This is a genomic window from Pseudomonas sp. TAA207, from assembly GCF_001529285.1.
Taxonomy (GTDB): Bacteria; Pseudomonadota; Gammaproteobacteria; order Pseudomonadales; family Pseudomonadaceae; genus Aquipseudomonas; species Aquipseudomonas weihenstephanensis.
This window is the reverse complement of the sequence record NZ_LLWJ01000059.1, coordinates 24516-39821: the sequence shown is the minus strand read 5'-3', so window position 1 is coordinate 39821 and position 15306 is coordinate 24516. Positions and strand designations below refer to the sequence as shown.

The window sequence follows — 15306 nt, the reverse complement described above, 5'->3', positions numbered from 1 at the left end:
TTCCCCCTTTATTCACACCCTGAAAATCGAGGCCTTTTATGTTCACTCTACGCCCACGATTGAATCAGTTATTGCTACTGGCGCTGACACTCGCCGCGCTGCCCGCTGCACACGCCACCTGTACCCGCGTCTACAACGGCATTAACGTGCTTGACCCTTACTCGGCGCAAATCAGCTTTGGCCGGGTCAACCTCACCAGCACCTACCTGCAACCGGTCGGGACGCCGCTGGGCACCACCATCGTCGACAGCGCCACCGCCACGGGGCTAAACAGCGAGACCGTGCTCTGGCAATGCGACCTGGCGGACAAAGATGAGCTGTATGAAGTGTTTGCCACCAACGGCGACGACCGGGTCGGCGGCTACTGGGAAATCGGCAACGGTGCCGGTACGTCCACCAATGACGGGTTGCCCGGCTACTACGCCACGTACTTTCCGTATGTCGGCCTCAAATTGACGCACCTCAATTCCGGCAAAGTGTTCACCCGCTATTGGCAGCAAAGCAAGATCACCCAATACGACGTGGTCGGCAACAAGCTGCAAATCAAACCCAAGCACCTGAGCATGGTGCAAGCCGACCTGGCGCGCGTGTCCAGCCTGCCACCCACATACGGCAGCGGCAGTAACTACTGCGGCGGTCAAGCGGCGGCGAGCGGCAGCGGCAATTACAGCTACACCTGCACCCAACCCAATGGCTATGTGCAATTTCAGGGGCCGGGCTACAAATCCGACACCGTAGGCGCTGACTCCAACACCAGCTACTACTTCTGGGGCCAGTACAACGGTATTGGCTTTGGCATGCGCAGCGCCGCGTCGATCAGCTACACCGCCACCTGCGTGGCGCGCAACGTCACGCCGCTGGTGATGTTCATGCCCGTCACGGCTCAGGAACTGAATGACAACATGACCCGCGAAAGTGATTTCAGCATCGAGATTGAATGCAGCGATCAGGCGGTGTCCGGGGTTAATACCAACCAGACGGCAATGGGCGTGCAAGTGTCTGCCGCCGCGTATGCCAAGGCCGCGGAACTGGGGTTACTGACCGGGTCCCAAGGCGTCACGCATCTGGTTTCCAACGGGTACGGCACAGATCCCTCCATTGCTACCGGGGTTGGCATTGCCTTGAGCAACAACGGCAAGCAAATGAACTTCCTGGGCACGGGTGTGGCGGGCGGCGGTAACGCGAGTGGCTGGTACCCGGTCAAAGACGGCGCCAGCGCCAATGGCAGCGCCGCCTCGGGCTACACCACATATACCCAGACCCTCACCGCCATTCTCAAAACCCTGCCGGGGCGTAAAGCCACACCGGGCAAGGTGAATGCCACCGCTTACGTCCTCGTCAAGGTGCAGTAAACATGACTAAAAAAATAACACTCACCCTCACCCGGCTATTAATGCTCGCCCTGTTGTGTGTGTTCATTCTCCCCGCACAGGCGGGCGTCATGGCGTCACGCACGCGGGTCATTTATGAAGAGGGGCAAAATCAGCGCTCGCTGATGCTGGCCAATATCAATCCGTATCCGGTGGTGGTGCAAACCTGGGTCAACGACGGCGAAGACCAGCAGGCACCGGAAAAAAGCACCTCACCAATGATCGCGCTGCCGTCTGTGTTTCGTATGCAACCGGGGGCGGTGCAAGGCTTGCGCATTATTTATAACGGCGATCAATTGCCCAAAGACCGCGAATCGGTATTTTGGCTCAACCTCTATGAGATTGCCCCCAAGTCCACCACCACACCTGCACCGCAAGCAGCCGTGGCACTGGCCATGAACACCCAGATGAAAATCTTTTACCGCCCTAAAAACCTCCCGAGCACGGCCGAAGACATGCCCAAGGTGCTGACGTTCACCCTGGAACAACAAGGCGAGCAATGGGTGCTGGTGCTGCGTAACCCGACCCCTTATCACGCCTCGATGGCGTCTTTGCGCCTGGTCGACAACGACAAGCAGATGGCCGTGCCGCAAACCCTGGACATGATGGCGCCACCGTATGGCGAAAAGCGCTATCGCATGGCCCCTGGCAGCCAGATCAACCCCAAAGGGCTGAAAGTGAGCTTTACCTGGGTGGATGATGGCGGTCACTTTCACACCGCCACCGCCCCCGTGCTCAATCCCTAAACCTGCGGCGGTTCAAATCAGGTTCATGCTGATGCAGAAGGTCAGCAAGGCGTGATCGTTTTCCACGTCCAGCTTGCGCATGGCTGAAACCTTCTGCGAACTCACGGTCTTCACACTGCGATTAAGCGAGTGAGCGATATCGCGCACGTTCATCCCCGATGCAAAGCGGCGCAGCACCTCAAACTCCTTGACCGACAGACTGGCGATTCGCGCCTGCACGGCATCTGAACGCTCCACGACACTGGGGGCCCCCTGGCCGGCTTTGCTGTGCCACTTCTCTCCGTTTGCCAGCGCGCTGAGCGCCAGCGGGATCTCATTGAGGTCGCCGTTTTTCAAAATAATCCCGCCGACCCCCAAGTCATACAGACGCGACAGAATCAAGTTGTTGGTGAGCATGGTCAGCACCAGGATCTTGACCTGCGGAAAATGCCGGATCAGGTACTCGATGAGCTTGACCCCGTCGCCATAGGTTTCATCCCCCGGCATGCTGTAATCAGTCACCACAATGTCTGGCTGCAAGCGCTGCAACTGCTCAATCAGCTCTGTGGAGGTCTGAGCCTGGCCCACGATTTCATAACGCTCATCACGCTCGATCAGCTCGCTAACGCCCATCAACACAATGGGGTGGTCATCTGCTAATACCACTTTTATTTTTGGCACAGGTACATCCCTGTCAAAAGAACGACTTCATCAAGAGCCGCTCAATCGGTGGAGTGGGAAAGCGAAAATATCAGACCGCAGCTACAGCCCGCTTGATGCGCGCCAACAGCACCTCGATCTGATTGTGCAAAGACTCATCCAAAACATGACCTTCTAGGCGGTGCTCAAGTTCACCGCAGGCCTGGGCCAACTCACGCGCCTGAACCACCGCCAGCGCGCCCCGGATGCAATGCAGGCGAGCTTTGAGCGCATCACTGTCACGCTCGCTCAACGCTTGCTGCGCGGTTTTTATGTCGGCGCCCATGGTGTTGACGAACAAGTCGCGCATTCGTGCAGAGACCACGATCACTGTTTCGCCAGGCTCATGGTCATTGCGCGGTACGGTAGCAAGCTCATGCGGCACCTCACCCGGGACGACGTCACACACACGCGCCAGTTCAGCCCACAACGTTTGCAAGGTCATGGGTTTGACCATATGTGCACTCATGCCCACCGCACGGCAACGCTCGCCTTCTTCTCGCATGGCGTTCGCGGTCACACCAATGATGGGGACATGAGCGTCTTGTTGGCGGATGGCACTGGCCAATTCATAACCGTTCATGATCGGCATATTGACGTCAGTCAGCACTGCATCAAATGCATCCGGCGCCCATAAACTGAGCGCCTCCTGCCCGTGGGAGGCCAGCACCACGCGACAACCCAGCTCTTCAAGTTGCTCTTTGAGAATCGTCTGGTTTATCGGATTGTCTTCGGCCACCAGCACCCGCAATGCGAGTTTTTCGCGCCTCGACGAAGCTTGGCCGGGCGCAGCAGCATCGCGCCCCTGTTGCGCCAACATCACGGCACGGCCTATTGCGCGAATCATGTGCACACCCACCTGCCAGCCATCCGCCATGTGTTCCGGCTGACCCGCCCCGGACAGCCCCGTTACGCGCGGGCCGTGCCACTCCAACACCGAATGACGACTCGGCAGCAGGTCCACCAGCACCCCACCGGGCGAGGTGTTGATCGCAGCGCCGGGCGCGACCAGCGCATGGCCACCCCAGCGGTTAAGCCAGTCACAGGTGGTTTGCGCCAGCTCAATGGCCGGTGCCCGCACATACACCGGGGTCGGTCGCAGATGCAGGTCGCTGACCGCCGGCAAGGCCCCCTCAAGGATCGGCATCTCCAGCATCAAGCTGAAACTGCTGCCCAGTCCCGGTTCACTGACCACACGCAACTGGCCGTCCATCAACTGCGTCAGACGCATACAAATTGACAGCCCCAACCCCGTGCCGCCAGCTGAGTGGCCGTTAAACACCTGGTAAAACGGTTCGAACAAACGCTGCTGCTGGGCCTCGGAAATACCTACGCCGGTGTCCGTCACCTGCCACTGCAACGTCACGTTGTGCGCATCCCGGCTTAATACCTTGAGGCGCAGTACCACGCGACCATAGTCGGTGAACTTGATCGCGTTATTGAGCAGGTTGTTGAGAATCTGGCGGATGCGCGACTGATCACCGCTCAACTGGTCGGGCACATCGGCATCGATGCAGGCATAGATTTGCAAGCCCTTGCTTTCGGCGGAGGCCGCGTACGCGTCCACCACGTCCTCGGCCATGTCCAGCGGGCAAAAACGCCCCGTCTCCAGTGCCATTTGCCCGGACTCGATCTTGGACACATCAAGAATGTCGCTGATCAATTGCAGCAAGGTCGACGAGGAACGCGAGATGGTATTGAGGTACACCCGCTGACGGCCGTCCAATGGCGTCAACTCCAGCAACTCAAGGGTGCCGAGTACGCCATACAACGGGGTGCGGATTTCGTGACTCATGGTCGCCAAAAAGGTGGTCTTGGCATGACTGGCCTCTTCGGCCTGATGCTTGGCGCGGATCAGCGCAGCGGCGTCGTCCTTGTGCCCGGTCACATCATTAAAAGCACACACGATGACATCCTGTTCCTGGTAGCGCGTGCTGCTGAAGCTGACGTGCAAATAGCGCCCGCCCACTTCTACGCAGGCCTCTCCCATGTCCGCGTGCTGCTTGCGAATCAGTCGCGAAATGTACTGCGAATTGCCCAACCATTCTTGCGCCCGCTTGTTGGCCAACAACATGTGGTTATCGGACTGGCGTACCACGCATAAGCCAGTGGGCGCCGTGTCGATCACTGCGCGGCTGAATATTTCACTTTCAATCACCCGCCGATGTGCGCGTTCAGCCGGGCGTACCACACGCAGCCGGTACCAGCGATTGACCAACCAGCCCACGTACACACTGAACAGCGCGATACCCAAAATGCTCAACAGTTGCCATTTTGCATAATGAATAAAGCTGTCGTAGCTGATCCGGTATAGCGCCGTCCAGCGATCCTCACCCTCACTGGAGACTTTCATTTCCAGCCCGTGGGAGGTAAAGCGCATGCCATCGGGCCGCGTGTTGTTGTCGTTCACACTTCCCAGCAACACGGCACCCGTTGGCGCGATCAGCGTCAGGTCGTCAAACTTCGGGGTGCTCCCACTCGAAGGGGTTTGGGCCAGGCGCCGTACATTGATCAGTGCCGCCAGCAGCACCTCTCGGTCAGTCCCCGCCACATCCAGAAACTTGGAGGGCAAGTTGATTTTTATGAAGGCAAACACCTTGGCATTGCCTTCACTGACACTGCCGGTATTGGACCAGTACACCTGCCCCTCTTGCAGCTCATCCTTGCGCGCCTTGAACAGGTGCAGCAGGCCGCGGCTGGTGTCCAGATACGACTCAAGGCTGAGAATCGCTACATGTCCGCGACGAGCGCCGATGGCGGGTACGGCAAGGGTGAACTCATGATTGGGCGGCAATAGAAACAATTGCGGCGAGGGGTATACCGACCCCGACCAAAAACCGCTGTAGAAGTTGGACAAGTGCATGCCCAGCGAAAACGCCGACTGGCTAATCGTCTGGCTCGCATCGCTTTGCGCCAGGTTGAACGGTGTCGAAAACGAGAACTCCTTGCCCTCATAGATGTTCATCCCGGCACCTTGAAACACCAGAGCGCTTTGCAGCGGGGTGATGTTCTTGTCCAGTACATCCTGAGCATCTTTGACCGCACTGTTAACGTTGTTCAAAAACAGGCGGTTTTCATTCAGGCTCTCCACCAGCAATGAAAAGTGATAATCGACCTTGTTCACTTCCACTTCCAGCAAGCGCTGCAACGCCCAGGCGCAGGTGCCCACCAGCACCACCGCGACGCCCACCAAAATCAAGACGCCACGGTTCAAGCGCATGGAACTCAATGCGAGTTTGCCCAGTGAGGTGTTGTCGGCGGTCATGTGACTTCCTGTTTTTGGCGTGATGGCCCAACGGGCTCAGGCTCGTAGCGTAGACGAGCGGATGGCGGCGGATAAAGGCGGTCCATTTTCAGGCCAGACGCGGCCTCTTGCCGGGGTCAGTGCAGCCGCGGCGGAGCATCCTCATGCAGCAGGTGCCCGAAGTGGCCTGATGATACGGCACGCGATATCAGAAAACCCTGCACCCGGTCACAGTTGAGCTTGCGCAGCAGGGCCAGCTCTTCCTGACTCTCGACCCCTTCGGCGACCACCTCCAGACCCAACTGGCGACCCAAGGCCACAATACTGGCCAACGCCGAGGCCAGGTTTTCATTTTCGACACAGCCATGCACCAGCGCACGGTCGATTTTCAGTTCGGTGAACGGTGTCGACACCAAATTGAAATACGAGCTGAAACCCTGCCCAAAGTCGTCCTGGGCCAGCCCAAAACCTTTCATGCGCAACCGGCAGGCGCCAGCGTAATACTTGCTGATGTCCTGCGTGGTGGAGCACTCCATCAACTCAAAGGCGAGCTTGGCCGGTATCCCGCCTTCGGCGCGCACGTAATCATGCAAGGCGTCGGCCAGGTCATCGTCATCGAGCAAATGGGTGGGCAAGTTGATCGACACGGGAATGTCATAGCCCTGGCTGGCCCAACTGCTCTGGGCGGCAATGGTTTGCTTGATAAACAGCAGCAACAGCTCTTTTTCCAACCCATGCCCCACCAACGACGGCAAAAAGTCAGCGGGCATCAACAATCCCAGCTCAGGATGAACCCAGCGCGCCAGGGCCTCGGCAGCCACGATGTGGCCGTCATGAAGTGATTTTTTGGGCTGGAACCACGCTTGCAACGCACCACTTGCCATTGCCGCGCGCAGGGCTTCACGCTCCAGCACCAACGGCTCGCGCTTAAGGGGTTGATCGCTGGTGAGTAATTTGTCCAGTGTGGTCATCAAGGTACGGACCGCCGCGGGGACCACGGGTTTGGACAATTGCCCTACCACCGTCAACCCCATGCTTTGCGCCACCAGGCTGGCACTGACAATCATGCGCCGCGAGGCCGCGCTCATGATCGCCAGTGCCGGTTTGTGCGGCAAAGATGCCAGGCGCTGGATCAGTTGCACGCCGTCCATGCCTGGCATCAATAAATCGGTGAGCACCAGATCAAAAGGCTGCTTTTGCAGCCACTCAAACGCTTCATTGCCGTCACGGGCCGCTTCGACCCGAATATTGCCCAAGTCACGAAACAGGTTGAGCAAGTATTCATGCTGAAAAGGATGGTCCTCGACGATCAGAACGCTATACGGCATGCGGCTTGCTCCGGGTTTGCTCAAGGCAAGTAAATAAGGCGCTGAGGCCAAACGGTTTGACCAGGCATTCATTCATCCCCACCGCCAGGCAACGGGCACGCTCTTCGTGCTGCGCGTTGGCGGTGGCCCCAATGATGGGCACGCTGCTATCGAGCTGGCGCAATTGTGCGGCCAGTTCGTAACCATTCATACGCGGCATGTTGACGTCCGTCAGCACCCGGTCAAAGGTCGACTGTTGCCACAGTGCCAGCGCCTCCAGGCCGTCCGAGGCCAGGTCGACCGTGCAGCCCAGCTCTTCAAGCTGGTCTTTGAGAATCAACTGGCTGATGGCGTTGTCTTCCACCACCAATACGTGCAAACCCAAGGGTTTGAAAACACTGGTTGCCAGGCCAGCAGGCCGCGCATACGGGCTTAGCCCTTGCGCCTGACTGACCGCGCGACGCAAATCCTGCAAGTAGCTCAAGTTGACATGCCACTGCGGCGCTTCGTGTTCAGGCTGGGCAAAGCACACATTGCCGCAGGCCACGACCACCGGTCCCGGCCATTCCAGCTCATGGTTATGTGTGCAATCACCGGGGTGAATTTCAACCAGCACCGCGTTGCGGTCGCTGATGTCCATACCGGGGCGCAGCACTTGCGCCCTGGCGCCCCAGCGGCGTAACCAGCCACTGATGTTCTCGGCCATTTCCGGCATCGACGACAGCACAAACACGGTTTCAGGCAGCAACTCAACGGGCGTCGTGATCCGTGATGCATTGCCCTGTTCGAGCGGCAAGCTCAAGGTAAAACTGCTACCCAGCCCCGGCTCGCTGACCACGCGCATGCTGCCGCTCATCAGGTACATCAGGCGCTGACAGATCGACAAGCCCAACCCCGTGCCCGTAATCACGTTGGCACGGGTGCCGGTCTGATAAAACGGGTCGAACAAAAATGGCTGGTCCTGCTGAGCAATGCCCTGCCCGGTGTCCGTGACCTGCCACAGCACCGTCACCCGTTCATCGTTTCGGCTTTCAACCTTGACCCGCACAACGATTTGCCCACTTTCGGTGAACTTGACCGCATTGCTCAGCAAGTTGTTCAGGATCTGACGGATACGCGGGCCATCGCCGATCAGTTGCTCGGGCAACTGCGGATCAATGTGGGCATACAGTTGCAAACCTTTGCTTTGCGCGGCAGCCGAATAGCCATTGACCACGTCCTGGATCAAGTCCAGTGGCGCAAACTCATTGACCTCCAGCACCAACTGACCAGCCTCGATCTTTGACACATCCAGCACGTCGCAAATCAATTGGAGCAAGGTTGATGAGGAGTTCTGGATGGCGTGCAGGTACTCCTTTTGTCGCGGATTCAACTGGGTGCGGCTCAATAACTCAAGGGTGCCCAAGGCACCATAGAGCGGGGTGCGGATCTCATGGCTCATGGTGGCAAGAAACAAGGTTTTGGCTTCATTGGCCTTGTCGGCTTCGCGCTTGGCCTGCTCCAGCGCCAGCTCGACGTCCTTGTGCGCGCTAATATCGCTGAACGCACACAGCAACACGTCCTCACCTTTGTAACGGGTGGCCACACAGCTGATGTGTAAATGCCGACCCGCCACCGAAAACTCGTCGACACGGTGCAGGCCGTCACCGTTGTACGCCTGATCGATCCAGTCATGGCACAACGCGTCGCGCTCACGGCCACGTCCCAGCCATTGCTGGGCCAGGGTGTTTTCCAGCACCACTGCGCCGTTGGCACGCCGTAATACGCACAGGGCCACCGGCGCGGTCTGGATCACTGCGCGACTGAACGCCTCACTCTCTATCAACGCCTGCTTGCGATTAATCGCCGGGTTAATCAATTGCCGCTCAATGCGCCGCACCAACAGGCCCAGCGCCAGCGCGCAGCCCACGGCCAGCAACAGCGCAATCAGCAACGGCTCACGCATGGCCAGCAGCAAATGGCCGAACTCCATCGAATACACCACGTTCAGGTCGGCGTACCCCAACTGGTTGCGCATGATCAGGTAGTCCGGCCACACGCCTTCGCCGGTAAAGCCAAAGTGCTTGTCACCGGCAAAACTTTTCAGGGCCTGGCGTAAACCGGGGTTCAAGGCGCTGGCAAAAATCTCTTCGCCCTGGGCATTGAGCACCACAAAATCACCCGCATGCTTGCGGTCCATCGCGGCGGAAATATCAGCCCCTTCTATTTCCAGCCCCAACCAGCCCGACGCGGGATCACGCTTGTCGAGCAACGTGAACAGGTACAACGCGCTGTTTTCAGTGAGCACCAGGTTGGGTGTGGCGTTGAACCAGTGCTCCCCCGCAACCGAAGCCTGCGAGTGTTCGAGCGCTTTGAGCTGGCGCAACACGTCCTGATCCACTGCCACCGGGTTAAGTGTTGTCTGAGTCAAGCGTTCGGCCTGCACGACACTGCCCGCCCTGACGTACAGCAGATTGATTTTTTTACGGCGCAGGTAATCCAGTTCGCGAGAGGTCTGCCACAGGCTCCAGGAGTGGGCGCCCTCACCCAGCACCAACTGGAATTCGTCACTGTCTTCTTCAGGTTCCAGCACCGCCGGTTTGCTGTTGCGCACCGCCGACAAACTGAGGTTTTTGAGAAGAATTTCATGGCCCGTAAAAAAACGCTGGGCCTCAAGAATGGCACCGCTCATGTAACCGCGACGCTGGGAGATTTCACGGTCAAAGCTGGAATTGAGGTAAACGTAAAGCCCGCCGAACAACGAAAGCAACAACGCGACGAAAAAAGAACGCAGTAAGGTACGCGCTGCGATTGAGGTCGAGAACGAGGCATCTAACGGACGGAAAAACTGTTTGAGCTTCATGCCGCCAGACTAGGGATCTGGCAGCCTTTGAAACATCAGACAAACCTTAAAAAAACGGTTCAGCCAACACACTGTATGCGTGCAAATAAAACTCAGGCAGGGATGACTGCGCTGAAATCCAGGCGCCCGTCCTTGAGCGGCGGGCACCAGTAATAGCCGCCATTGAGCGGTCGGCTGTAACGGTACAGGCCGTCAATAATGCCGTCTTCCAGGCCGCTCATGCGGCGCAGTTGCACTTCAAAGGCGTTCAAGGTGCGACCGAAGGCGACAAACATCAGACCCGACTTACCGTTCTCGGTCCATGGCATGGAACGGCGCACGATAAAGGCTTCAGGGCTGAAGCTCTCTTGCGCAGTACGTTTGACGTGGGCGGATGCGGGGGCGTCGTCCAGTTCTTCGTTGTCGCTCATGCGACGGCCCATGATGTTGTCCTGCTCCTCGCTCGGCAGTGCCGCGAAACCGTTCAGGTCATGCTGCCACTGTTGAATGGCCACAAAACTGCCGCCATCGAGCCCCGGTCCTGCGTTGGCAACGATGGCGGCGTCGACGGCGGCCTCGTCCACCGGGTTTTCAGTGCCGTCTTCGTAGCCGGTCAAGTCGCGGTCGGTCCCGTAGCGAAAGCCTTCGGTGACTTGCAGCAGGTTGAATGCAGAGGCCAGCGCGGTTTCTATCTTTTGGCTGCGGTGCAGCAGCTCGCCACGGTCATCGCCCAGCAGCCACAGCCACAGCGCATGCTGGGTTGACGGGTTTTCGACCATGGCATTGAGCGCCGGGAACACGCGCAAGCCCTGAACTTTAGCGCCCAAAGCCATTACCAGCGGCGAACCAAAACCCGCCACCACGCTTTTGCCGTCCACCCACTGCGACAGAACGTCAAGTGCGGCCGGCAAGGCTTCTACTGACTTGAGGGCGAAAAACATATAACGCGCTTGCGAAGGGATCGGCTTAGTCAGAATGCTCGACTGGTAGAGACTCATAGAAACTCCTTTGGAAAGCGCAGAGTTTACGCCTACCCGTACTTTTTCCGTCACCCGGAGCTTACTTTTCTTGAGTGCAACCCCGGCATATCAATGTTTAAGACGAGAGTTGGTTAGCAAACTGCCCGACCGCGCTCACCACTTTTTGCGCACCGTCCTGAATCTCAACAATCACCGTGCCCGCTTCCGCCGCCAGCGCCAGCCCTTCTTCAGCCTGTAACTTGCCATCGGCCATCAAGGCCACGGCGTCGCGGGCCATGTCCTGATTCTGGCGCACCACATTAATGATTTCTTCGGTGGCTTTGCTGGTACGAGACGCCAACTGCCGCACTTCGTCGGCGACCACAGCAAACCCACGCCCCTGCTCACCGGCACGCGCGGCCTCGATGGCGGCGTTGAGTGCCAGCAAGTTAGTTTGCTCGGCAATGCCACTGATGGTTTTGACGATGGTGCCAATCACTTGCGATTGATCATTCAAGGCCTCAATGCCGTCCCCGGCCTGCTGCATGTGTTTGGCCAGGTCACGCATCACATCCACGGCCTGGGTCACGACTTTGGTACCGCGCTGGGCACTCTCATCGGTTTGCAAAGACGTGCTGTAGGCAATGCCGGCGGCCTCGGACACCGCTTGTTCCTGATGAATTTGATCGGTAATGACCGTGGCGAACTTGACCACTTTGTACAGCGTGTTATTGGCGTCACGTACCGGGTTGTACGACGCTTCGAGCCACACGTCGCGGCCGTGACTGTCAATGCGCTGAAAGCGACCGGCGACAAACTCACCCGCGTTCAGGCGCTTCCAGAACGCTTGATACTCGGCGCTGCCTTGCTCCTGCGGGGTACAGAACATGCGGTGATGCTTGCCTTGAATCTGCGCCAGCGAGTAGCCCATGCCATTGAGAAAGCGGTCATTGGCGGTCAGCACTTCGCCATTGAGGTTGAACTCAATCACAGCGGTGGAGCGCAGCAATGCGCTCATCAGGTTTTCGTGGTCGCGGGACGCTTCGATGGTGCGCGTCAGGTCGCTGGAAAAAATCGAAATGCGCAACACGCGGCCACTGGAATCAAGAATCGGCTGCACGATCGAGCGTAGCCAGGCTTCTTGCCCATTGCCGCGCAGCAACCGTATGGTGCCGCTGAAATGCTCACTGCGCGTCATGGCCGTTTTGAAACGACGCAAGTGCTCGTGGTTTTTCAGGTGCGCAGGGACCAGGTCGTCAATGTGCCGCCCAATCAGCGCGCTATTGGCGTAAAGCATTTCGTGGGTGAAATTGTGATTTGCGGTCTCAATGCGTCCATCTGCCCCCAACGAGAGCACCAGCATTTCGCTGTCCAGGCTCTCTTTAACTTGTTGCAAGCTGGACAGTTCTTCACGAAGAGCCGCTAGCTCTTGCTTCAAGCGTTTGTTAAACATGGGATACCCGGGGCAATGATGGTCTGCGTGAAACAGAATCGGCTAGGAGTGACTTTTCTGAAGTCCGAAACACGACCGTTGATCAAAAATACTTTACGTACGAAACCTGGCCGATCCACCCCCTTAAACCGGTGTGCATGACACCGACAATTGAAGTGAATTTTTTGAGATGCACGCAATCCCAAATACATCACAGGGAGCCATTGTTAAGCCATGAACTCATCCAAACTTTTCGTTATTGATTACACGCTGCACGGCACACCGAAATCTTTCATCATCCGCCAGACCAGCCTGAACGACGCCACGGCATGGTATTGGGCCGGTTGCGACGCGGGGGTCGAACGTATCGCGCGCCGTGATCGTGATGCTGCGAAAAAACTCAGCCGCGCCGACATGGAAAAAAAAGGCGTCACCAACGTGACATGGCGCTCGGCCTCCACCTAAGCCTGCGCGCGTGCCCATCGGCAATACCTCAGGATTGATTTATGGTGTGCTCAGTCGCCGCCTATGCCTTGAAGCTTCAAAGGCTGGGTGCAGGCGTCACCATAATCATAAGAAATTGAGGTATGTCCCATGGCCGCTGAGATTGAAGCCAGCCGTTATGCCCGCTTTGCCCTGCGCTGTTCCAATTGGGCCGAACGCTGGTTCCCCGATTCATGGGTGTTTGCCGCCGTTGCGGTGATCACAGTGGCGCTGGCCACGATGGTAATGGGGGCCAAACCCACAGACGCGGCGATGGCGTTTGGCGATGGTTTCTGGAGCCTGATCCCCTTCACCATGCAAATGGCCTTCGTGGTCATCGGTGGCTACGTAGTCGCCAGCTCACCGCCCGCCGTCAAACTGATCGACAAACTGGCGCAAGTACCCAAGAACGGACGCCAGGCCGTGTGCTGGGTGGCGTTGATTTCGATGGTCGCCTCCTTGCTCAATTGGGGCTTGTCACTGGTCTTTGGGGGCTTGCTGGTGCGGGCACTGGCGCGCCGTACGAACTTGCGCATGGACTACCGCGCGGCTGGCGCGGCCGCGTACCTGGGCCTTGGCGCGGTGTGGGCCTTGGGGTTGTCGTCTTCGGCGGCGCAGTTGCAGGCCAACCCGGGCAGTTTGCCGCCGTCTATTCTGGCGATTACCGGGGTCATCCCGTTCACTGAAACCATCTTTCTGTGGCAGTCCGGCGTGTTACTGGCGGCGCTGGTGGTGGTGTCGTTGATCGTGGCATACGCCACGGCACCCGGCCCGGAGTCGGCGCGCGATGCCGCAGCGTGCGGCATCGACCCCAGTTTCAGCCTGCCCAAGCTGCCTGAACGCACCCGACCGGGCGAATGGCTGGAATACAGCCCGCTGCTGACCCTATTGCTGGTGCTGCTGGCGGCAGGCTGGTTGTTTCACGAGTTCTCGACCAAGCCGGCGATCAGCGCTATTTCGGGGCTTAACACTTACAACTTTTTGTTCTTGATGCTCGGCGCGCTGCTGCATTGGCGACCGCGCAGTTTTCTGAATGCCGTCGCCAGCGCCGTGCCGACCACAACCGGGGTGATGATTCAGTTTCCGCTGTACGGCTCGATTGCCGCATTGATGACCGTGGTCAAAGGCAGCGACGGACAAACCCTGGCGCATCACATCTCGACGTTTTTCGTGCAAATCGCGTCTCACGACACCTATGCCGTATTGATGGGCGTGTACTCGGCGGTGCTGGGGTTCTTCATCCCGTCGGGTGGCGGCAAGTGGATCATCGAAGCGCCGTACGTGATGCAAGTGGCCAATGACCTGGGTTATCACTTGGGCTGGGCGGTACAGATCTACAACGCGGCTGAAGCGCTGCCCAACTTGATTAACCCGTTTTATATGTTGCCGCTATTGGGTGTGCTGGGGTTGAAGGCTCGGGACTTGATCGGGTTTTCGTTCGTGCAGTTGTTGGTGCATGCGCCCCTGGTGCTGTTTTTACTGTGGGCGTTGGGAACGACGCTGACGTATGTACCACCTGTGATGCCGTAAAAGCCCTGCGCCCAACCCACTCCCTTTGAGGGAGGGTTGGGCTCAGAGTGCTGTTTAGACCGGTTTTACCGGACGCAAGCGGTATTGTGGCGGTAACTGGTCCAGGCCGCTGATGGTGGTGTTCAGGCTTTTCCAGCGACCGTCCTTGATCCCGTAAATACAGCCATGAACCGACAGGCTCTGCCCGCGGTGCCAGGCGTTTTGCACAATGTTGGTATGCCCCACGTTGGCCACCTGTTGAATCACGTTGAGTTCGCACAGGCGGTCAACCCGTTCTTCTTCGGTGGGCAGCAGCGCCAGCGCTTCGCGGTTTTCGTAATACAGGTCGCGAATCGAGCGTAACCAGCCGTCAATCAGGCCCAGTTGCTGGTCCTGCATCGAGGCGCGGACACCGCCGCAACCGTAGTGGCCGGTGACCAGGATGTGTTTGACCTTCAAAACATCGACCGCGTATTGAATCACTGACAAGCAGTTGAGGTCGGTGTGCAGCACCACATTGGCGACGTTGCGGTGTACAAACAGATCGCCGGGCAGCATGCCGACGATCTCGTTGGCCGGTACGCGTGCGTCCGAACAACCAATCCATAGGTATTCCGGCGCTTGCTGGCGAGCCAGCTTGGCGAAAAATTCGGGATCTTGCTGCTTGATCGCATCCGCCCAGCGTGCGTTGTTATCAATCAGATCTTGTAGTTCGTTCATACGGTAAGGCCTCAAGAGTTGATGCGCAGCTTTGACA

General features: G+C 58.1%; 10 protein-coding genes and 2 pseudogenes. 4 read left to right on the top strand and 8 right to left on the bottom strand.

What is annotated here, in order from left to right:
• The first annotated feature begins 38 nt into the window (after positions 1-38).
• Together AP059_RS06470 and AP059_RS06465 are read left to right on the top strand one after the other, a co-directional pair.
• Positions 39-1352, top strand: a complete 1314-nt coding sequence (locus AP059_RS06470) for a fimbrial protein (protein WP_059762406.1) — start codon at positions 39-41, stop codon at positions 1350-1352.
• Between the two features lie 2 nt (positions 1353-1354).
• Complete coding sequence (locus tag AP059_RS06465) at positions 1355-2116, top strand: fimbrial biogenesis chaperone (protein ID WP_059762405.1); 762 nt, start codon at positions 1355-1357, stop codon at positions 2114-2116.
• Between the two features lie 12 nt (positions 2117-2128).
• Here AP059_RS06465 and AP059_RS06460 read toward each other — a convergent pair whose 3' ends face one another.
• The 7 genes and pseudogenes from AP059_RS06460 to AP059_RS23020 form a co-directional block, all read right to left on the bottom strand.
• A complete protein-coding gene (locus tag AP059_RS06460) occupies positions 2129-2776 on the bottom strand; it encodes a response regulator (RefSeq protein WP_059762404.1) in 648 nt (215 codons plus the stop codon).
• Positions 2777-2846: 70 nt separating this feature from the next.
• On the bottom strand, positions 2847-6059 hold the full coding sequence (locus AP059_RS06455; protein ID WP_059762403.1) for a hybrid sensor histidine kinase/response regulator: 3213 nt from the start codon (positions 6057-6059) through the stop codon (positions 2847-2849).
• 116 nt (positions 6060-6175) lie between these two features.
• Entirely contained in the window at positions 6176-7366 is a 1191-nt protein-coding gene (locus tag AP059_RS06450; RefSeq protein WP_059762402.1) for an EAL domain-containing response regulator, read from the bottom strand.
• On the bottom strand, positions 7356-10187 hold the full coding sequence (locus AP059_RS06445; protein ID WP_059762401.1) for a response regulator: 2832 nt from the start codon (positions 10185-10187) through the stop codon (positions 7356-7358). The genes AP059_RS06450 and AP059_RS06445 overlap by 11 nt, the downstream gene beginning before the upstream one ends.
• 92 nt (positions 10188-10279) lie before the next feature.
• On the bottom strand, positions 10280-11164 hold the full coding sequence (locus AP059_RS06440; protein WP_059762400.1) for a Dyp-type peroxidase: 885 nt from the start codon (positions 11162-11164) through the stop codon (positions 10280-10282).
• Between the two features lie 97 nt (positions 11165-11261).
• Positions 11262-11693 (bottom strand): annotated as a pseudogene (locus AP059_RS23025) (methyl-accepting chemotaxis protein); the annotation flags it as partial.
• A 108-nt stretch (positions 11694-11801) separates the two neighbouring features.
• Positions 11802-12488 (bottom strand): annotated as a pseudogene (locus AP059_RS23020) (PAS domain-containing protein); the annotation flags it as partial.
• 303 nt (positions 12489-12791) lie between these two features.
• On the opposite strand from AP059_RS23020, the gene AP059_RS06430 reads away from it, so the two are divergent.
• Together AP059_RS06430 and AP059_RS06425 are read left to right on the top strand one after the other, a co-directional pair.
• A complete protein-coding gene (locus AP059_RS06430; RefSeq protein WP_059762398.1) occupies positions 12792-13022 on the top strand; it encodes a DUF6555 family protein in 231 nt (76 codons plus the stop codon).
• 129 nt (positions 13023-13151) lie between these two features.
• On the top strand, positions 13152-14570 hold the full coding sequence (locus tag AP059_RS06425; RefSeq protein ID WP_059762397.1) for a short-chain fatty acid transporter: 1419 nt from the start codon (positions 13152-13154) through the stop codon (positions 14568-14570).
• Positions 14571-14624: 54 nt separating this feature from the next.
• Here AP059_RS06425 and can read toward each other — a convergent pair whose 3' ends face one another.
• Complete coding sequence (gene can, locus AP059_RS06420; RefSeq protein ID WP_048363065.1) at positions 14625-15269, bottom strand: carbonate dehydratase; 645 nt, start codon at positions 15267-15269, stop codon at positions 14625-14627.
• Positions 15270-15306 lie beyond the last annotated feature (37 nt).